Annotated in this window: 18 protein-coding genes and 1 pseudogene; 8 read left to right on the top strand and 11 right to left on the bottom strand. The window is 32.7% G+C overall.

What is annotated here, in order from left to right:
- Nucleotides 1-63 precede the first annotated feature (63 nt).
- The 3 genes and pseudogenes from priA to Q4548_RS12110 all read left to right on the top strand — a co-directional run.
- On the top strand, nt 64-2,520 hold the full coding sequence (gene priA, locus Q4548_RS12100; RefSeq protein ID WP_303455412.1) for a primosomal protein N': 2,457 nt from the start codon (nt 64-66) through the stop codon (nt 2,518-2,520).
- A 93-nt stretch (nt 2,521-2,613) separates the two neighbouring features.
- Nucleotides 2,614-3,879, top strand: a complete 1,266-nt coding sequence (locus tag Q4548_RS12105; RefSeq protein WP_303455414.1) for a DUF2130 domain-containing protein — start codon at nt 2,614-2,616, stop codon at nt 3,877-3,879.
- Nucleotides 3,880-3,920: 41 nt separating this feature from the next.
- A pseudogene (locus tag Q4548_RS12110) lies at nt 3,921-4,286 on the top strand (transposase); the annotation flags it as partial.
- A 45-nt stretch (nt 4,287-4,331) separates the two neighbouring features.
- On the opposite strand, the gene Q4548_RS12115 reads toward Q4548_RS12110, so the two are convergent.
- The 8 genes from Q4548_RS12115 to Q4548_RS12150 all read right to left on the bottom strand — a co-directional run bounded on the left by Q4548_RS12115 (nt 4,332) and on the right by Q4548_RS12150 (nt 10,900).
- Nucleotides 4,332-4,904, bottom strand: a complete 573-nt coding sequence (locus Q4548_RS12115; protein ID WP_303455416.1) for a hypothetical protein — start codon at nt 4,902-4,904, stop codon at nt 4,332-4,334.
- Nucleotides 4,905-4,908: 4 nt separating this feature from the next.
- Entirely contained in the window at nt 4,909-5,319 is a 411-nt protein-coding gene (locus Q4548_RS12120; protein ID WP_303455418.1) for a protein-export chaperone SecB, read from the bottom strand.
- Nucleotides 5,294-5,566: a hypothetical protein gene (locus tag Q4548_RS12125; RefSeq protein WP_303455420.1), complete on the bottom strand. Its 273-nt coding sequence runs from the start codon at nt 5,564-5,566 to the stop codon at nt 5,294-5,296. The genes Q4548_RS12120 and Q4548_RS12125 overlap by 26 nt, the downstream gene beginning before the upstream one ends.
- Before the next feature lie 314 nt (nt 5,567-5,880).
- Nucleotides 5,881-7,857 (bottom strand): hypothetical protein, encoded by a 1,977-nt coding sequence (locus tag Q4548_RS12130; protein ID WP_303455422.1) that lies wholly within the window; start codon nt 7,855-7,857, stop codon nt 5,881-5,883.
- Between the two features lie 507 nt (nt 7,858-8,364).
- Nucleotides 8,365-9,399: an ACR3 family arsenite efflux transporter gene (gene arsB / locus Q4548_RS12135; protein ID WP_303455424.1), complete on the bottom strand. Its 1,035-nt coding sequence runs from the start codon at nt 9,397-9,399 to the stop codon at nt 8,365-8,367.
- A gap of 3 nt (nt 9,400-9,402) precedes the next feature.
- A complete protein-coding gene (locus Q4548_RS12140; protein WP_303455426.1) occupies nt 9,403-10,020 on the bottom strand; it encodes a low molecular weight phosphatase family protein in 618 nt (205 codons plus the stop codon).
- A 35-nt stretch (nt 10,021-10,055) separates the two neighbouring features.
- Nucleotides 10,056-10,520 (bottom strand): DUF6428 family protein, encoded by a 465-nt coding sequence (locus Q4548_RS12145; protein WP_303455428.1) that lies wholly within the window; start codon nt 10,518-10,520, stop codon nt 10,056-10,058.
- Between the two features lie 50 nt (nt 10,521-10,570).
- Nucleotides 10,571-10,900: a helix-turn-helix transcriptional regulator gene (locus Q4548_RS12150; RefSeq protein ID WP_303455430.1), complete on the bottom strand. Its 330-nt coding sequence runs from the start codon at nt 10,898-10,900 to the stop codon at nt 10,571-10,573.
- A gap of 311 nt (nt 10,901-11,211) precedes the next feature.
- Between Q4548_RS12150 and Q4548_RS12155 the strand changes: the two genes are divergently transcribed.
- The 5 genes from Q4548_RS12155 to Q4548_RS12175 all read left to right on the top strand — a co-directional run bounded on the left by Q4548_RS12155 (nt 11,212) and on the right by Q4548_RS12175 (nt 15,571).
- A complete protein-coding gene (locus Q4548_RS12155; protein WP_303455432.1) occupies nt 11,212-12,093 on the top strand; it encodes a J domain-containing protein in 882 nt (293 codons plus the stop codon).
- Nucleotides 12,086-12,382: a chaperone modulator CbpM gene (locus tag Q4548_RS12160; protein WP_303455433.1), complete on the top strand. Its 297-nt coding sequence runs from the start codon at nt 12,086-12,088 to the stop codon at nt 12,380-12,382. Before Q4548_RS12155 ends, Q4548_RS12160 begins: the two co-directional genes overlap by 8 nt.
- 268 nt (nt 12,383-12,650) lie before the next feature.
- A complete protein-coding gene (locus tag Q4548_RS12165) occupies nt 12,651-13,685 on the top strand; it encodes an AI-2E family transporter (RefSeq protein ID WP_303455435.1) in 1,035 nt (344 codons plus the stop codon).
- 31 nt (nt 13,686-13,716) lie between these two features.
- A complete protein-coding gene (locus Q4548_RS12170) occupies nt 13,717-15,180 on the top strand; it encodes a potassium/proton antiporter (protein WP_303455437.1) in 1,464 nt (487 codons plus the stop codon).
- Between the two features lie 133 nt (nt 15,181-15,313).
- A complete protein-coding gene (locus Q4548_RS12175; RefSeq protein WP_303455439.1) occupies nt 15,314-15,571 on the top strand; it encodes a hypothetical protein in 258 nt (85 codons plus the stop codon).
- 86 nt (nt 15,572-15,657) lie between these two features.
- Here the strand turns inward: Q4548_RS12175 and purL are convergent, their stop codons facing one another.
- From purL to Q4548_RS12190, 3 genes are all read right to left on the bottom strand, one after another.
- Entirely contained in the window at nt 15,658-19,338 is a 3,681-nt protein-coding gene (gene purL / locus Q4548_RS12180; protein WP_303455441.1) for a phosphoribosylformylglycinamidine synthase, read from the bottom strand.
- A gap of 94 nt (nt 19,339-19,432) precedes the next feature.
- Entirely contained in the window at nt 19,433-20,617 is a 1,185-nt protein-coding gene (locus Q4548_RS12185) for a heparan-alpha-glucosaminide N-acetyltransferase domain-containing protein (RefSeq protein ID WP_336622741.1), read from the bottom strand.
- A 45-nt stretch (nt 20,618-20,662) separates the two neighbouring features.
- A complete protein-coding gene (locus Q4548_RS12190) occupies nt 20,663-21,454 on the bottom strand; it encodes a sialate O-acetylesterase (protein WP_303455443.1) in 792 nt (263 codons plus the stop codon).
- Between the last annotated feature and the right edge of the window lie 2 nt (nt 21,455-21,456).

Raw genomic sequence — 21,456 nt, forward strand, 5'->3', positions numbered from 1 at the left:
AACAAACATTTTGATGAGAGTTTAAAAACCTATTTCTTTGCAATTACATTAATTTTTTATCACGTGTTGTTCAAACCTTATTTTGTAGACATATTATTACCCATTCCTTTGGAGCGACAGTTTACGTATCGTATTACTGAAGAGGAATCTCATTTTTTAAAAATTGGGATGAGAGTTGCTGTTCCTTTCGGAAAAAATAAAATTTATACAGGTATTGTTTGTAATATTCACGAAGAAGAACCTCAAGCTTATGAAGCCAAAGATATTTATCAAATTTTAGATGAAACTCCTTTGGTGCAAGAGAGTCAATTGCGTTTTTGGGAATGGATTGCCACGTATTATATGTGTTCTTTGGGTGAAGTATTGCGTGCTGCATTTCCATCGGTGTTTTTGTTAGAAAGTGAAACGTTGGTAATAGCCAACTCCAGGTTTACAGAAACAGATGCTTTGTCATCAGAAGCTTATTTGGTGTACGAAGCATTGCAAAAACAATCTCAAATTAGTGTGTCCGATGTAATGAAAATTCTTTCTAAAAAAAATGTATTTCCCATTCTTAAGGACATGATTTCTTTAGAAGCAATTCAGTTAAAAGAAGAAATATACGAGCAATACCAACCCAAATTAGTGGCTTACATACGTTTGGCACCAGAGTGGGAAGCGCAAGACAAATTACAAGAACTTTTACTGTTGTTGTCTAGGTCAGAGAAACAAAGAACGTTGGTGCTTTCTTATTTTACATTAAAAGCACAGAGCAAAACTCCTATAAAAAAGAAAGATTTGTTGGGGAGTGCTAATATTAGTGATGCTGTTTGCAAAGGATTGGAAAACAAAGGTGTTTTTGAAATTTATCATTTACAAATAGACCGTGTTTCTTTTGATGATGCTTCTAAAGGATTGCCCGTTTTGAGTGAATTGCAACAAAATGCTTTCAATGAAATTGTATCAAGTTTTGTTGAAAAAGATGTATGTCTGTTTCAGGGAGTTACAGGTAGTGGAAAAACAGAAATATATGTTCATCTCATCCAGAAAGTTATAGAGCAGGGAAAGCAAGTTTTGTTTTTGGTACCAGAAATAGCCTTAACAACACAGTTGATTTTTCGTTTGCAAAAGTTTTTTGGAGGAGTATTAACGGTGTACCATTCCAAATATTCTCAGAATGAACGCGCGGAAGCTTGGTATCGAATTTTAGAGGGATCTGATAAGGCACAAATCATTTTAGGAACCCGTTCTTCTGCTTTATTACCTTTTCAGAACTTAGGGTTGATTGTGGTTGATGAAGAGCACGAGGCTTCTTACAAACAGTTTGATCCTGCCCCAAGATACCACGCAAGAGATGCAGCCATTGTGTTGGCAAAAAAGCACCAGGCAAACATTCTTTTGGGTTCTGCTACTCCAAGTATTGAATCTTATGACAATGCTCAGAATGGCAAATACGGTTTGGTAAGTTTACAACGTAGGTATGGTAATGTGCAAATGCCTAAAATAGCACTGGTAGACATCAAAGAAAAGCATAAGAAAAAAAGGATGACAGGACACTTTTCTGATGTATTGTTGGCAGAAATTAAAGAAGCTTTGGAGCTGAAAGAACAGGTGATTTTGTTTCAGAACCGACGAGGTTTTGCACCTTTGATAGAATGTAATACTTGTGGTGTGAGTCCCCAATGTCCCAATTGTGATGTAAGTTTAACAGAGCACAAATTCAAACAAGAATTGCGTTGTCACTATTGTGGATATCATAGAGCCATTCCTAGACAATGTGATGCTTGTGGAAACACAGATTTATCTAGCAAAGGTTTTGGTACTGAACAGATAGAGCAAGAATTGTTAGGATTGTTTCCAGAACATACTATTGGTCGATTGGATTTGGATACCACAAGAGGAAAATATGGATATCAAAAAATTATCGGTGCTTTTCAACACGGAGAAATAGATATTCTAGTAGGTACCCAAATGTTATCCAAAGGATTGGATTTTAGCAACGTGAGTTTGGTAGGGGTTTTAAATGCAGACAACATGTTGAATTTTCCAGATTTTAGAGCGCACGAGCGTAGTTTTCAAATGTTGACTCAAGTATCGGGTAGAGCAGGACGTGGACAAAAGCAAGGAAAAGTATTGATTCAGACATTCAATCCTTACCATCAAATATTGCAACAAGTAACTACCAATAGTTACGAGCAAATGTACCATGAACAATTGACGGAAAGACGTAATTTTCATTATCCACCACATTATAGATTGATACAAATTACGCTAAAACACAAAGATTTTAATTTGTTAGAATCTGGATCTGAATGGTTGGGAAAATCGTTGCAAAATAGTTTTGGTAAAAATTTATTAGGACCAACAGTGCCATCTGTCAGTAGAGTTCGAAATTTGTACATCAAACAAATGATGATTAAAATTCCTCCAAAACAATCCATTGGAGCCACCAAAGATTACATCCGAAAAGTACGAACGTTGTTTGAATCCATCGGAAAATTTAGAGCTATTAAAATGCGTATAGACGTAGATGCTTATTGATAAAATAAATTGTGTTATTAATTTAAATACGCAACTACACTGCACACTCATTTTGTTTTTTTGTAGTATTGTTAATCCTTAAAAATTGTTGTTATGAGCAAAAATACCAGTATCAAATGTCCCGATTGTGGAAGCCAAATAGATGTGAATGATATTTTAAAACATCAGTTGGAAGAAGTTGTTCGTGGAGAGTTTCAAGAGAAACAAGCCAAATTGGTAAAAGAGCAAAAAGAACGAGAATTTGCATTGCAAAGAGAAAAAGAACAGTTTGAAGCTAAAAAACAACGCGAGAATGAACTGTTTAAGGCACGATTGGAAAAGCAGAGCAAAGAAGCAGAAATACAAATTGAGAAAAAACTAAAATCAAAATTAGAGGCTGACAATCTAGATCGTATAAAAGCGATGCAAAATGAGTTGCTTGAAAAATCTGAAAAGGTTAAAGACTTGTTAAAGAAAGAAGCAGAAATAGAAAAATTGAAACGTGACATTAGCGAAGTTACAGAGCAAGCAAAATTAGAGGCTCAAAAAGAATTATCCGCACAATTGCAAACGGAGAAAGAAAAAATAAAACGTTTGGCAGATGAAAGCAATGAATTGAAGTTGAAAGAATTGCAAAAACAGTTGGATGATCAGAAAAAGCTAACTGAAGAAATGAAACGCAAGCAAGAACAAGGTTCTATGCAGTTACAAGGAGAAGTAATGGAGTTGGCGATAGAAGAGTGGTTGGCAAATCAATTTCCATTAGACACCATTGATGAAATAAAAAAAGGAGCAACAGGAGCAGATTGTTTGCAAACAGTAAATACACGAGAACAGATAAATTGTGGAACTATTTATTACGAAAGCAAACGTACCAAAGCTTTTCAGCCAGCATGGATTGACAAGTTTAAAAATGATATTAGAGACAAAGGAGCAAATATAGGTGTTTTGGTAACCGAAGTAATGCCTAGTGATTTGGATAGAATGGGAATGAAAGATGGAATTTGGATTTGTACCTATGAGGAGTTTAAAGGCTTGTGTGCTGTTTTACGTCAGTCCATTATTCAGTGGAGTAGGGTGTTACATAATCAAGAAAATAAAGGTGATAAAATGAGTTTGTTGTATGACTTTTTGACAAGCAATGAATTTCGTTTGCAAATGGAAGGAATTGTAGAGGGGTTTACACAAATGCAAATGGACTTGCAAAAAGAAAAAAATGCCATGGCTAGGTTATGGAAACAACGTGAAAAACAAATTGACAAAGTGGTAGACAATGCCATCAACATGCACGCTTCTATTAGAGGAATTGCTGGAAATGCCATTCAAAGCATTGCAGCGCTAGAATTGCCCGAAGACAACGTACTTGAATTGGATGAATAAAAACCAAAGCAAAAAAAAGTAAAAACTCTGAGAAAGAAACAAAATCCGTATTAATGTTAGTGGTATTAACAGACGGTTTTAAACGATTTAATAGTGGTGGTGAATTATGCAGTTATGCTGGATTAACACCTATAATAAGGAAGAGTGGAAGCAGTGTAAATGGTAGAAGTAGGATCAGTAAAATAGGAAATCAAAAACTACGGAATTTATTATTTATGTGTAGTTTTAATGCCTGTAAATAAAACAAAGCTTGTAGAGGAATATACGAACGAATTGTAGCCAAAGGAAAGCGTAAAAAACTAGCATTAGTAGCGGTTTGTAATAAGCTATTAAAACAGGCCTTTGCTATCGCAAAATCAGGATTGATATATGATGATGGATATAGAAGTGTTTTGGTTAGAAATTAATAAGTTTTTACTTGTTTTTTACCACAGTACTTTGTTGGCAGTATACTACACCATATAGCCTTCAGTATATTCATTAGGATATACTATTTTATAATTTTTTAAGCTCAAACTATCTTTTGAATAAAAACATATTTGAATAGCTGGTTTTAAATCCATATATGCTGGTCTTCCTTCTTCAAAAGAAATATTGAAACTAAAATTAGAATGAAAGTTTTTACTTTTAATACCATAAGCTCTAACAGCTTCAAAGTTGAACTTATTGATATCTTTTAGGTATTGTATTAATCTTTTTACTTTTGTGTCTTTGTCTGCTAATCCTTGTTGTTTTAGGAATTCATAGGTATTACTAAATGATAATAAATGTTCTGTATTACCAACCAAATCACAGCACTTTATATCATTGAAGTCACATACAGCATTACATATTATATAGCCATTTTGATACTTTCTAATATCACGACCCCACCAATGTGCGTTTTCTAAAAATGTATCCCAAAAATAATATCCATCACCCAACCATGTGTTTTCCCAAGCGCAGGAATAAGGCCCTTCCTGTTCAAGCTTTCTTAAATCACTACCTCTATCTTCAAGAGTTTGATATACGTTTTTTAATATCAATTTATTATCTTTTTGAAGTGTTAGATTTTAAATCACCCTCTAAGTGAGATAAATTTAATGTAGGTAAAATAATAGCAGGTATATTAGCTTGATTTGTGACTAAGCTAACATATGCCCTTAGATAAGGAAACAAAATAGCAATACTATTTCTATAAAAAAAGTTAGGTATTTCATCAAAATTTGTAACATTTTCAAAGTCAAATAAACCAATGCATTGAACTGTTACAAATGGATTTTCTTTAGATTCTTTGTTAAATACTTTTACTTCAAAAGTTAGTTCGAATTTAGAATCTTTCTCTAAATACAACCCTTTAGTATTAAATGATAACGAAAGGTCATTACTTTTATGATTTGATAAGTCTATGTTAACTTTGTCGAATCTATAGTTATTAATTGAAAAAGCAGCTGTTTGCATTATTTATAAAATTGAAATTATAAAAAAAACCCGAAGTATATTTCGGGTTTAAATTGTTATTGATTAATTCAGATGAGCTCTGATTAGGTTCTTCTGAGTGGACATAGTAACGATTAGAATGAGAAATTAGCTCATCCACAGTTGGACCAACTTGATCACATTCTTCACTTTTTGACCAAACATCTAAGATTTCCTCTCTTGGAGTTTTCTCAAAATATTGTTTTAATTCTTCAAAAAAGTTACTCATAATTATTGTTTTTAATAAACGCTACAATTTTACAAAAAAATATTAACAACTTATTAAATATACTCTTTTTTTATTTATTAAACTAATTTTCAAGGATTATATATAGTTACTGCCAACGGTTTTGGCTAGGCTTTGTGCGGGTGAAAATCGACAAGATTTTCGAACACGTACTAAGCCGAAGCTTTTTGTTTGGATTTGTTTCTTTGGTTTCACAAAGTCAAATCAACAAGATTTGGCGACTTAGTAAATATACACAAAACTTTGAAGTTGGCACAGAACCCGCATGAAGTTTAGCTGGTGTTAGCCACTGGGTTTTATGTTAAATTTAATTTTTCAAATAATACTCTGTTTCTTTCTTTAGAATCTTTTAAAACTTTGTCAAAACTCATTATTTCAACATACATATTATAATTGTCATTAAAAAAGAAATATCCGTCTCCACTTGGTAATTTTTTATATCCTGAATCAGTTGCCGTTGACTCTAATTTTTTTGTTAAATCACAAATTATATATGCATAAATTGGTGTGTTTTGCCTTAGATTAAATTCTCTTTTATGTTTATCTTTTGCTTCACCTGCAATTACTTCTCTAGCATATCTATTTATTTGAGAAATAGGATTTTCTTTTTCAGAATAATCATTTCTCGATGGACGTTTAAATTCAATAATTACTATTGATTCATAAGGTTTTTCATCATTTGAAAATGCGAATGGTTTATTGAAAACAATTAAATCAGGTCTTTCATTTGACTCAGATTCAATAGGTTTAATTTTTTTGAATTTTTTATCCGAAGCTAAATATTTATGATATGCTAATTTTTCGTCAATCATCCATAAATTGTGGTCTTCAAAACCAACTTCATCTGAAAGTGTTTGCAATGGAAAGATTAAACTATGTACGGCTTTTTCAGTAGCTTTTGATTTTAAAAATTTATCAAATAAATCTAAAACCAATTTACGATGTATTACATATTCAGATAATTTTGAATTTCCAACTTCAATAATTTTTGAATATAATTCTTGATGTTCCTTAGAAAAGTTTTCTTGTTCATCTTTATTGTCAATAAATTTTAGAATTTGATTAGCTTCTTTTTTGACGTCTAGTTCTAATTGTTGTTGGACTTTAAATAGTTCTAATTCCATTTTCTCTTCATTTAGAGTAGAGGGAATTTTTTTTATTTGATTAGGTTTATATTTTAATAGTTGTTTATATCTTGGGTGCAGTGATACAAATTCTTTTACCTTAGAAAACCTTTTTTGTGATAATTTTTCAATTTGTTCAGCAAATTCAGATGAAATTAAGTTGGTAACAGCTTTTCTAAGTTCTTCTTGAGAAGTTTCGTCTGGAAATTCAACTTCTCCTTTTGAAAAACTTATGGTTGTTCTTTCGTCGTTTACATTGTTGTCTAAAAAATCTCCTTCAACATAAATTGCAATTGAAAAAGAATTTCCTTCATTATCATATAAGAAAGTATCCATTTCAGGGATATCAATCGATATTTTATCAGACACAACTTCTCTAGTATTCGCACAATAGTGAATTTTGTTGTCTACTTTATTACTGTGTAGCTTTACAAAGTTTAGAGTGAATTTATTGTTTCTTATTTTTATAGCGTGTGATTTTACTTGTCCTTTAGTAAATAAATTAAAAAGATCATTTACAACTATAGTACTTCCTAAATCATTGATTAATATTCTAGGACAATTTTCACTTAAAAAATAAACAAAAGCATGTTCAATTATTTTTAAAGCAATTCCTTCTGGATTATTGTTACACCATTTTCTGTAATCTTTTTTTAAGCCTCTGAGTGCTACAATTGTATATCTTTCTTGAGTTGTATTAACAGCTTCTAAACTATGATTTTCAATTCCTTTTTTTGTTGGTTCAAAACGAAACTTTCTAAGATTCCAATTTTCGTTTTCTTGAAATCTACTTTCTATTTCAGCTTTATTAAATGCTCTTAACCATGTAAATCGACCAATCCCTTTTCCACCTCTTTGATATTTATATGTTGAGTGTGCGTAATTAAATGAATCATAGTTTTCGTCTGTAAAGCCTATTCCATTATCTTTAATTATGAAGTCTATTATTTCAGGAAGAGCACCATTTTCATTTAATTCAAGTTCTGTTTGTTTGGAACGAATTATATCTATTTCAATTATTCCTGTTTTAGTAGAACTACCTTCTTCAATAGCTTGTATAGAATTAACAATAGCCTCAAATAACGGAAGTAAAGTGTTACTATAAGCTAGTTTTTTTTCGCTGATTTTACCTTTTATATCAATTTGCATATTTATTTCCTTGTGGCTAACTCGTTATATACTCACCAAAAGTAACGTTATCCATTCACATTCACAGACAACATAATTTAGTCTTTTTATGAGTTCTAAAAGTATTGTTTTTTAACCAATTCTAAACGCTGTTTTTAGAATAAAACTGAGGATTGTTATTTTATTTGCTCTCTGAGTTTTGGTATTTTTGTTGTTTAACAATACCAAAAGCTATATTATTTTTAATCGTTCTTTTTATTTGTTCGTTGTTGCGGAGACAATGCATGTACATCCAGAAAAAAAGAATGAGAGTAAAATTGTTACTGTAGCTAAGTTTTTCATTTTTAGAAGAGTCTGTAATATTGTCAAACCATTGCTTGTAAACAACATCATTTTGTAGTTTGTTAACTGTTTTAAAAGTATTCTTTTGATACATGTATATTTTGCACAAAACACATTAACTAAAAAACATAAAAAATCCCACTAGCATAACACTAGTGGGATAGATTAAAGTTTATAAAGAAAAATTTATTTGTAATATTTTTTACGTAGCCAGAAAGAAATTCGAACTAGTAAAATTAAAGCAGGTACTTCTACCAAAGGCCCAATTACACCTGCAAAGGCTTGTCCAGAGTTCAACCCAAACACAGCAATAGCAACAGCAATAGCCAATTCAAAATTGTTTCCCGCAGCAGTAAAAGCTACAGAAGCGGTTTTGTCGTAGGTAGCTCCCATGGCTTTGGTAAAAAAGAAACCAATGATAAACATTAAGGTAAAATAGACCAATAGTGGAACGGCAATAATCAACACATCCATAGGAATGGTCACAATCAATTCTCCTTTTAAAGAAAACATCACCACAATGGTAAATAGCAGAGCTATTAAGGTTAGGGGAGAAATGGTAGGAATGTATTTTTGAGTGTACCATTCTTCTCCTTTTAATTTGATTAACACAACTCTACTTAAAATTCCCAATGCAAACGGTATTCCCAAATAAATAGCAACGCTTTCGGCTATAGTGGCTACAGAAATATCAACAATAGCACCTTCAAACCCAAAATAAGGAGGCAACACGGTAATAAACAACCAAGCGTAAAAACTATAAGCAAATACTTGAAAAATACTGTTTAAGGCTACCAAACCGGCACCGTATTCGCTACTTCCTTCTGCCAAATCGTTCCAGACCAAAACCATGGCAATACAACGAGCCAATCCTATCAAAATCAACCCAACCATATATTCTGGATAATCTCTTAAAAAAGTGATGGCCAATACAAACATCAACAACGGACCTATAATCCAGTTTAAAATCAACGAGATCGATAATATTTTGGTGTTTCTAAATACTTTGGGCAATAAAGCATAATTTACTTTGGCCAAAGGAGGATACATCATAACAATCAACCCAATAGCAATGGGAATGTTAGTTGTTCCGCTACTTAAAGAGTTGATGATGTTTGGAAAAGTAGGAATAAAATACCCCAATCCAACACCTATCAACATGGCTAAAAATATCCACAAGGTTAGGTAACTGTCTAAAAAACTTAATTTTTTTGCTGCCATTTTTTAAGCGTTGATTTGTGAGTATACGTAAAACAATTCCGTAGCAATTTGAATACTTCTTTCGTTGTATTTTTCTGCTTGTTGTGGCGTGTTGTCAAACGCTTTAGGATCTTCAAATGTAATTGGAATTCTTGCTTCTGCACCAGCAATAAAAGGACAACCTCCATCTGCTTGAGAACAAGTCATAATAGCTGCAAACTCTGAAGCAGGATTAAAAGGACTGTCTAATTTTTTAGAAAACCCAATAATAGGAGCTTCGTTATCGCTGTATTTAATGCTGTACACAGGATTGTTTCCTTCGGAAAGTGTTTGAATTTCAAATCCTGTATTTTTTAGAGTTTCTGCCACCATTGGGAATAAGGCGGTAGCTTCAGTTCCTCCAGAATAACAAGTTACGTTGTTAATTCCAAAATGATAAGCAATGGCTTGTGCCCAAATTTGAGACAAGTGACTTCTACGAGAATTGTGTGTACAGATAAAATTGATTCTGATAGGTTTGTTTTCGCTTACTTTGGTTTGAATGTAAGCGACCAAAGGTTGTAACGTTTCTTTACGTTCGTTAGAAATACTTGTCACGTCTAAGGTTGACAAAATGTTTTCGATAGAATTAAATAGTGCCATTTTGATTATTTTTAGTTTTATTGTTTACAGGTTATTTAACAGCATCCGCTACCAGGTGCACAAGAATTTGCGTTGGGTACATCAATGATGTTTATTTTTTGTTTTGGTGGAATTCCGCATTGGTCTGGAGCCAAGCAATTGGTTTGTTTGCTAGTTAATAAAAAGTTGGTTCCGTTAAAGTCCAATCCAAATTTTCCAATAGTGTCTGCTTGGTATTCTACTTCTACTTCTAAATCTTCAATCGACAAGATTTTTTCAGACAATTCAATAATGTTGATTAATTTTTCTGGATGCAGTCTGTGATCGTAATCATCTGCATTCCACAATTGAAAGTTGACTACTTTTTCATCTCGAACCGTTCCACCACAGTCAATAAATTTTTTGGTGATTTGTCCTACTTCTGTTACGTGAAAATGATTGGGAACCAAATCTCCATTTGGCAATTCAAAAGCAATGGTTTTTACTTGTTTTAAGGTATTCTTAACTTCTGATAATTTCATACTTGTATATTTGTTTATTGCGTTTTTACGATGAATAGATTTAAATTTTTTTAACAACAAGTGTTGTTGCTTACATCTTGATCTAAAAATTGAGTCATAATTTGTTTCATTTTAGACCAGTTTTCGGTATCAATACAGTAACAAACACTGGTTCCTTCCACACTTCCTTTAATCAAGCCCATGTGTTTAAGTTCCTTTAAATGTTGTGATATGGTAGATTGTGCCAAACCAATTTCATCAACCAAATCTCCACACACACAAGCGTTTATTTTAAACAAGTGTTGTAAAATAGCTACTCTTGCAGGGTGTCCAATGACTTTTGCAATCAAAGCAATTTCATTTTGTTGGTTGGTAAATTTTTCGGTTTTGATCAATCCCATTTGGCTGTATTTATATATTGCAATATTACGATTAAGTAATGTTCTAACCAATTATTTTAAAAGGTTTTTTTAAAATTAAGTCATTTTTTTTCTCTTTGATTAGATAGTTGACATTGTCAAGAAGAATCATAAAAAAACGCAACTCTTTGTCTGAATGGAGAAACAGGGAATTGTTTCAATTTCTAATCAAACCTATAAGAATTGACTTGATAAAAAGAGATGATTATCAGTTTGATACATAGAAAAATTGTACTTTTAGTATAGTAATATCGTTTTATATTCAATCAATAACATAATAAGAAAATCAACGAATGGCATTTATAGATTATTATAAAATATTAGGAGTTTCAAAAGCCGCAACAGAAAAAGAAATTAAAACAGCTTATCGAAAACTTGCTAGAAAATTCCATCCAGATGTAAATCCAGATAATAAAGAAGCTGAGCTAAAATTTAAAGAAATTAATGAGGCTAACGAAGTTTTAAGCAATTCTGAAAGTAGAAAAAAATACGATAAATACGGTGAGAACTGGAAACAGGGTGAGGAGTATGAAAAAACACATCAGCAACAACGTAAATCTCAAAACAATCAACAAGGATTTTCAAATGAAGGGTATTCAGATTTTTTTGAATCGATGTTTGGAGGTGGAGCATATCGTCAAGGTAGCAGTCCAAAATTTAAAGGGGAAGATTACAATGCGGAATTGCAATTAAATTTAAAGGATGCTTACACCACACAACAACAAATTTTAACAATTCATGGAAAACAAATCAGATTGACAATTCCTGCTGGTGTAGAAAATGGTCAAGTAATAAAAATAAAAGGAAAAGGCGGATTAGGGATTAATGATGGACCTAATGGAGATCTGTATATCAAATTTATGATTGATAATGATACCCTATTTAAGCGTGAGGGGAATAATCTATATGCAAACCATGAGTTGGATTTGTACACAGCTATTTTGGGTGGAGAAATTCAAGTTGATACGTTTAACGGTAAAGTTAAGTTGCATATAAAACCCGAAACTCAAAACGAGACAAAAGTAAAATTGAAAAGCAAAGGATTTCCAATTTACAAAAACGAAGGTCAATTTGGTGACTTAATTATTACCTATTTGATAAAATTGCCAACACATTTAAATGAAAAAGAAATCGCATTATTTAAAGAATTACAAAAAATAAAACAAAATGAATAGAAACCATTTGATTTTAACAGAAACTCTTTGTACCCATTACAACCTAGAAATTTCATTTGTAGATACTTTGAACAAAATGGGACTCATAAAAATTGAAATTGTAGAAGAAAAACAGTTTATACACCAAGATCAAATTAGTGATCTGGAAAAAATAATTAGACTTCATCATGAGTTGAATGTGAATCTTGAAGGAATTGATGTGGTATTTAATTTACTAGAAAAGGAAAGAGCATTACGTAATGAACTAAACACTTTGAAAAACAGGTTGAGATTGTATGAAAATGATTAAGAACCTTTAGTGTCAGTAAATTAAACTATAAGAAACACTGACTTATCTTAAAATTTTGTTTCCTTTTAAGACTTTTATTTTTTGGGTGTTTACATAAATGTAGTGGAATTTTGGTAAAGGATTTAGGTGAAGCAATGGCAAAGCATGAGAAGAATTAAACAGAGATAAAAATTATACTTAATTCGTTAAATGTATTAAGTATTTTTATCAACTAAACTCTTTGGTTTGTGTATTTTTGAGAAAGAAATTGAAATTTAAAAATATGCTAATGAAAGATACTAGAACTACAAATATACTATTGTTAATTATAGTTATTTCTCTTGTTTTTTACCTATTAAAAACATTGTCTTTTATTTTTATTCCGTTGGTGCTGGCAATGTTTATAGCGTTGTTGTTCTTGCCTTTAATGCGATGGTTTAACAAAAAGAAGATTCCTAAATTTTTGAATATCATTTCCGTAGTGTTGATTATTGCAGGAGTGTTTAGAATTGGTGGATTGCTAATTCAATTGTCTAGTAACGAAATATTGGGAGCGAATAGTTCTTTTTTTAAAAAAGCAGAAACCAAAATTGTAGACTTGGTGGTTTTGATAGAAAATTATTTTGGAGTGGTAAGGGTAGAGGGAGATAGTTTGGTCAATCATTATTTGCAAACCAATAATTTTACAAGCAAAATAGGACCATCTTTAGATTTTGTAGGTGATGTTGTTTCGATGTCTTTAATGACGTTGTTTTTTGCTATTTTATTGTTAGCGGGTTCTATCAATGTTGAGAAATTGTTGAATACTACTATTTTTAAACACAAGCACGCATCCGTTAAAACATTCAGGAAAATAGAAAAAGACATCATTACGTTTGTAAAAGTAAAATTCATCATCAGTTTGTTTACAGGAATTGGTTTTGGTTTGGCTTGTGTCTTTTTTGATGTTAGTTTTCCTATTTTTTGGGGATTGTTGGCTTTTTTACTCAATTTTATTCAAATGATTGGATCCATTGTTTCCATAGCTTTGTTGGCTTTGTTTGCTTTGGTAGAAATAGATGTGATGAGCACTTTGCTCTTTTTTATCATAACCATTACAGGAGTTCAAGTGGTTTTAGGTAGTGTGTTAGAACCCATTTTTATGGGAAAAACATTTTCTATCAATGTGATTACCATTTTAGTAATGTTGATGTTTTGGGGATTTATTTGGGGAGTTCCAGGGTTGATTTTATCGATTCCAATTACCGTAATTGTCAAAATTATTTTGGATCAATTTCCAAAGTACAAAGTGATATCTAGTTTAATGTCTGGAACCGAATCTTAAATAAAATGTAAAGTATAAATAACATAGCGCAATGAGTTTAACCATCGAAAACATCCTTTTAATAGGATCCCTTTTATTGTTTGTAAGTATCATTGTAGGTAAAACTTCTTATAAATTTGGAGTACCTACTTTGTTGTTGTTCTTGACCATAGGAATGTTAGCGGGTTCTGATGGTATTGGAGGAATACAATTTGACGACCCTAAAATAGCGCAGTTTATAGGAATTGTTTCTTTAAATTTCATCCTGTTTTCTGGGGGATTAGACACCAATTGGAGCACAGTAAAACCAATTCTTAGAGAAGGGATTGTGTTGTCAACCTTAGGGGTATTATTGACAGCACTTTCTTTGGGAACGTTTGTTTGGTGGATGACAGATTTTACCATTTACGAAAGTATGTTGTTGGGATCCATTGTATCGTCTACAGATGCAGCAGCAGTATTTTCTATTTTGCGATCTAAAAACTTAGCATTAAAGACCAATATAAGACCTACTTTGGAATTGGAAAGCGGAAGTAACGATCCCATGGCTTATGTTTTGACCATTGCTTTTTTAACTTTGGTGGTCAACCAAGATCAGAGTATTTTTAGCGTGATTCCTATGTTCTTACAACAGATGATTTTAGGTGCTGCTTTAGGATTTGGATTTGGTAAGTTGAGCAAATACATCATCAATAAAATAAAATTAGATTTTGAAGGGTTGTACCCTGTTTTGGTAATAGCCTTAATGTTTATTACGTTTTCTGCTACTGATTTTGTGGGCGGAAATGGGTTTTTAGCCATTTATATTTGTTCTGTGTATTTGGGGAATCAGAATTTGATTCATAAAAAAACCATTTTAAAAGTATACGATGGATTGGCTTGGTTGATGCAAATTGTATTGTTCCTTACTTTAGGTTTGTTGGTGTTTCCATCAAAAGTATTACCGGTGTTTGGTATAGGATTGATTATTTCTTTGTTTTTAATTCTTGTTGCTCGTCCTTTAAGTGTTTTTTTGAGCATGAGTATTTTTAAAATGAATTACAGCAGACGTGCTTATATCTCTTGGGTAGGATTGCGTGGTGCTGTGCCTATTGTATTTGCAACGTATCCGTTGTTGGCAGGAATAGACAAAGCTGATATGATGTTTAATATTGTGTTTTTTATATCAGTAACCTCGGTTTTAATTCAAGGAACCACACTTTCTGTAGTAGCAAAATGGTTGAATGTAATTTTACCAAATGGAGTTAAAAATCCTCACCCTACAGACTTGTTGTTAAAAGACAATCCAAAAACGGTGATGCAAGAAATAGAAATAGAATACGACCACTACGCTGCAAATAAAAAAATTGTGGATTTAGGATTTCCCAAACATGCTATTATTGCCATGATCAAACGAGAGGATTCTTACATAACACCCAATGGAGCTACGGTTATTTTAGGTGGTGATGTACTGATTGTATTTGCAGAAAAACAAGTGGCTATTGATGAAGTGAATGAAAAGTTAAAAGGAAATTAAGGTTGCTTTCTCTAAGGACATAATTGATGTACTAGTAGTAAGATACATTTGTAGAAATAGAATCTTATTAGCTGTAATATGTAGGTTCTCAAGAAGTTTTTCGACTACTATAGAAAAATAAAGGCTTACAATTATGAACAACTCATCAAAATACTCAGCAATCCTTTTGACGGAAGCTGGAAGCAGACCTGAAAATGAAATCAATTATTTTGATTCTTTAGGAAATAGAAAAACAATCAAAGACTTAATTGTAAGAATCAAAAAAGTAGAAGAGACGGAAATTGTGGTGTTGAAAAGTGGATTGGAAATTCCCATAGAAAGAATACATAGTGTGGATTATGAAATTTCTCCTTATTACTCAAATGATTTTTTTAAATGTGACTGTGTTTGATTCTAAATTTCTGGAAACATAAAATTAAAAACCCTCAAGAACTGTTCTTGAGGGTTTTTAATTTTATTACTGTATGTAGATTGTGATTATTTGTTAACCAACCAGTTTTTAGCATTTACAAAAGCTTCTAACCAAGGAGAAACTTCATCGTTTCTATCGGTAGGGTAGTTAGCCCAGTTCCATTGGAAAATAGAACGTTCAATATGTGGCATCATGACCAGGTGACGACCATCTTTAGAAGTCATCATAGCCGTGTTGTAGGTAGATCCATTAGGATTTGATGGATATCCTTCATAACCATATTTAGCGACCAAGTTGTATTGATCTTCAGAATATGGTAAATTGAACTTTCCTTCTCCATGAGAAATCCAAACTCCTAATTTGCTTCCTGCTAAGCTGTTTAACATTACAGAATTGTTTTCTTGTATTGCTACAGAAGTAAATCCAGATTCGTGCTTTTGAGAATCGTTGTGCTCCATTGCAGGCTTTTCAGCATGTTCTGGGTTGATCAATCCTAATTCTATCAACAATTGACATCCGTTACAAATTCCTAAAGATAACGTGTCTTTACGAGCGTAGAAGTTGTCTAAAGCAGCTTTTGCTTTTGGGTTGTACAAGAAAGCTCCAGCCCATCCTTTTGCAGATCCTAGTACATCTGAGTTAGAGAATCCTCCAACGGCAGCTAAAAAGTTTACATCTTCTAAAGTTTCACGACCTGTAATTAAATCGGTCATGTGTACATCTTTTACATCAAAACCAGCTAAGTATAAGGCATTGGCCATTTCACGTTCAGAGTTAGATCCTTTTTCACGTAACACCGCTGCTACAGGTTTTTTTCCAGTTTCTATTTTAGGAAGTTTTCCTGTAAAATGAGTAGGGAAAGTAAAGTCTAATGCTTGATTTTTATAGTTATCAAATCTTTCCGTTGCTTTTGCTTCTCCAGACTGTTGTTTGTCTAATAAATAAGATGTTTTGTACCAAACGTCTCTTAAAGCAGCCACGTCAAAAGCATTTTTGTATGCTCCGTTGATCAAGTTCAAACGGTTTCCTTCGATAGCGGTACCAATTTTAAAGAATTTCAATCCAGCAGTTGCTAAAATATTTTCTACATCTTTAGTTTTGGTAGTTTGAATCACAACTCCTGCGTTTTCAGCAAACAATACTTTGGTTGTGTCGTTTTCAGCTAAAGCGGTTAAATCTATATTTGCACCTAAGTTAGCATCTGCAAAACACATTTCTAATAAAGTAGTAATCAATCCACCTGCAGAAATATCATGCCCTGCAGTAATCAATCCTTTTTCTATTAAGGTTTGTACGGTGTTAAAAGCAGTTTTAAATTTAGCAGAATCTTTAACGTCTGGAGCTTCTGTTCCAATTTTGTTTAATGCTTGTGCAAAAGAAGATCCTCCTAATTTAAATGCATCCGAAGAAAAATCAATATAATAAATAGCGTTTCCTTCTTTCTTAGAGAATACAGGTTCTACTACTTTTTTAAGATCGTTACAGTGTCCTACACCCGAAATAATTACAGTACCAGGAGCAATCACATCTTTGTTAGGATATTTTTGCTTCATAGACAAAGAATCTTTTCCTGTTGGAATGTTGATTCCCAAATCAATCGCAAATTCAGAAACAGCTTGTACCGCATTGTACAAACGAGCATCTTCTCCTTCATTTTTACAAGGCCACATCCAGTTAGCAGACAAAGAAACAGAAGTTAATTGGTCTTCTAATGGAGCCCAAACTAAGTTGGTTAAACATTCAGCAATCGCATTACGAGAACCTGCAGCTTCATCAATCAATGCAGCAATAGGAGCGTGACCAATAGAAGTAGCAATTCCTTCTTTACCATTGTAATCCAAAGCCATTACAGCAACATCATTCAACGGTAACTGTAAAGGACCTGTACATTGTTGTTTGGCAACTTTACCACCCACACAACGGTCTACTTTGTTTGTTAACCAGTCTTTACAAGCCACCGCTTCTAACTGTAAAACGGTTTGTAAGTTTTGTTGAATGTCATTATTGTCATAAACTACTTCTTCGTATTTACGAGGAGTTGTTTTGTCGTTCAATATTGTTTTTGGAGACGATCCAAACATGTCATTTAAATCTAAATCCATAGGAGCAGCTCCTGTAGTACTAGACTTAAAAGTAAAACGGTTGTCGTTGGTTACATCACCAACAGTATACATTGGAGAACGTTCACGAGCTGCAACACGTTCTAAATAATCTATATCTTTTTGGTTGATAACCAATCCCATTCTTTCTTGAGATTCGTTACCAATTAATTCCTTAGCAGATAAGGTAGGATCTCCTACAGGTAATTTATCTGTGTCAATCAATCCACCTGTTTCTTCTACCAATTCAGACAAACAGTTCATGTGTCCACCTGCACCGTGATCGTGGATAGAAACAATAGGGTTGATATCGCTTTCCACCATACCACGAATGGCATTGGCAGCACGTTTTTGCATTTCTGGGTTAGAACGTTGTACCGCATTCAATTCAATTCCAGAATCCATAGCACCTGTATCTGCAGAAGATACAGCTGCACCTCCCATACCAATACGGTAGTTATCTCCACCAAGAATTACAATTTTATCACCCGCTTTAGGTTCGTGTTTGATGGCTTGTTCTGCTTTACCATAACCCACACCACCAGCTTGCATGATTACTTTGTCAAACCCTAAAGTTCTTAAATCAGCATCTGATAAGTTTTTGTTTAGTTCTTCATGTTCAAAAGTCAACAAAGAACCAGAAATTAAAGGTTGACCAAATTTGTTTCCAAAATCTGAAGCTCCATTAGAAGCTTTGATTAAAATATCCATTGGTGTTTGGTACAACCATTTTCTTTCTTCTAAGTTTTCCCAAGGTCTGTTTTCTTCTAATCTGGAATAAGAAGTCATATAAACAGCAGTTCCTGCCAATGGCAAAGAACCTTGACCTCCAGCCAAACGGTCTCTAATTTCTCCTCCTGCACCTGTTGCAGCTCCGTTAAAAGGTTCTACGGTAGTAGGGAAGTTATGCGTCTCTGCTTTTAAAGAAATCACAGATTGATATTCTTTGTTTTCGTAAAAGTCAGGTTTGTCAGCAGATTTTGGAGCAAATTGAACCGCTTTAGGTCCTTTTACAAAAGCAACGTTGTCTTTGTAAGCTGATACAATTCCGTTAGAATGTTCGTTAGAGGTTTTACGAATCATTTTAAACAATGAAGTTTCTTTTTCTTCACCATCAATGACAAATGTTCCGTTAAATATTTTATGTCTACAGTGTTCTGAGTTGATTTGAGAAAAACCAAATACTTCAGAGTCTGTTAGTTTTCGTCCAATACGCTTAGACATGTCTTCTAAATATGAAATTTCATCATGGCTTAAAGACAAACCTTCTTGTGCATCAAAAGCCTTGATATCTTCAATTTCTAAGATAGGTTGAGGGTTAACATCAATGGTATAAGTCTCTTGACTCAATCCTTCGTACATTTTCTGTAACATTGGATCGATAGCAGTTTCTTTAGAAGCAGCTTGTGTAAATTCTTCGATTCTTTCAATACCAGAAATACTCATATTTTGAGTAATTTCTACAGCATTGGTACTCCATGGAGTAATCATTTCTCTACGAGGTCCAATAAAATAACCCTCTAAAGTTTCTGCTTGTATTTGTTTTGCGTTTCCAAATAACCATTCTAATTTCTGAATGTTTTCATCAGATTGAGCTGCTGTTTGTACTGCAAAAACAGTGGTGTTTTTTTGAAAGAATAATATCATTATCAATGAAGTTTGTTCAAAATTTATTTAAAGCGCAAATTTAAGAATTTCAAAGATTAAATAAGGTTTTGTGTTAAGTAATTATTAGGAAATACTAAACACCATAACTTCTTTGTGAAAATCGACTTCTTTTTCTCTTTAAATACCTGCAATAGATACTTCTATAAAGCTTGTTTGGGAATTGTTGAATTTGTTCTAAGTACTTGATGTAGATTACAAAAAAAGCAATAAACAAGACCGCTCCAAAAATGGCTGTCCAAGGAGTCAGTTTCATACTAATGAGCTGGTTGATGTTCCACCCAAAAAAACCTTGGTACAAAAGAACAACATGCAATACAAAAATAGAAAGTGTGTTTTGACCAATTTTGATAAACAATTCTTTATCCCAAGGAACCCACTGAAAAGGTTTGGCCAATATCGCTTTGTATTTGTGTAGAATAATAAAACTAGATAAGATCATTAAAATTTGTCCCAATCTTGCAAATACATATACATCACTAAAATCAGAAAGTCCTGAATTGGCACTTAAATACCATAAGAAGTTTAAGATGTTGTAATAAAAACCATCCAATACAAATCCGATAATAAAAAGTACAATAGGAAGTTTTAGGGAATGTGCTAGTTTAGGAAATTGATGAAAAATTGTTCCTAGTGTAGCTCCAGTCAATACAAATCCTGCCCAGGGAAATAGTGGGAATACAGATACTTTTTGGTTAGTATTTGCACTTATAATTAAAATGTTTTCTAAAAACCTTGGGACTCCAGAATAATCTAATTGCAATAGAGTTGGAGTTGTTAAAAAAATAGAAATACTTAACAAGCCAGTGTAAATACCAAGTGGAATTCTGAGAAGGTAGCTTTTGACAAGATATAAGCTTATAATGATTAACAAACTAGCTCCAATACACTGTAAAATATGAAATATTTGGAACAAGTCGGTTACCAAAGGCTTGCTAGAGGTAAAAAAAGTATACAAATTTAATTGCAGCAAATAGCCAATACATATCAAACTGACACCTCTTTTAAATCCTTTTGTCAATCTGTTGTTTTGATAGCCCTGTTTTTTGTTTTTCAACAACAAATAGGTGAAAATAAGGCCAGAAATGAATAAGAAAAGGGGAGCTGTAAGTCCTCTTGTAAATTTCCATGCAGCATAAATTGAATTAGAATCGTCTCTAAATTTTGTTTGTAAACTATGTGTAATAAAGTGTCCTTCTAGTACCATGAGTATCGCAATAGAGCGGATACTGTCTATATATGTTATTCTTTTTGTTTCCAGTGTTTTAGGTTGATTATTTCTAAAACAAAATTACAAAAAAAAACATTACTCCATTAATTTATTATAAGCTTCAAAATATCTTTTTCCGAGCTCTCTTTGACCGGCAGCATTGTAATGTATTGCATCAACACTGTTGTCTAATTTAGAAATGACAAAAGGAATTTCAGGATCTGCATAAGTTACATTTTCTAGCCTATTAGGTGTGTTTTTGATGCTGTTTTGTTGCTGAATTCTATCTTCGGTTTGAGATACCCAATAAGGAACCATACCTCCTACAATTACAGGGATTTCTTGCTCTAAATCGGTGCGTACCTGGTTGATAAAAGTATCTAGTAAATTGGCATAACCATTATTTCCTACATCAGATTCTCCTTGGTGCCATAAAAAAGCTTTTACCACACTTTTGGGAAATTTTTGTTGAACAAATTTTACACGTTCTATCATGTCTTGGTACAAAAAATCATCAAACTTCCAATCATCTTTTAGTGAAGAACCACCGTAACCACATGGAATGATAAGGATCGGTTTTTTGTTGGTATTTATGTTTTGGTTGTATTCTTTGGCAAATGTCAAACCAAAACCAATTCTGTTTGTGCTAGCGGTATGGTGTTGTAACGGTTCTTTGGCGGGAAAAATCAAATGGTTGTAAATAGAAGATCGTCCTAATTGAAAAATGTTTGCATCGGGTTGATCTAATATAGGGTCTAAGCCCAAACCATGATGTGTATTAGATTGTCCTGCAATGATGATGATGTCGTACGGAGCATCATAATCTTCTATAGCCAAACTGCATGAAGCAATGGTTAAAGCAGATAAAAAGGAGATTACTTTTTTCAAAT

Origin of the sequence: Wenyingzhuangia sp. 2_MG-2023 (genome assembly GCF_030548295.1) — a bacterium.
GTDB lineage: Bacteria > Bacteroidota > Bacteroidia > Flavobacteriales > Flavobacteriaceae > Wenyingzhuangia.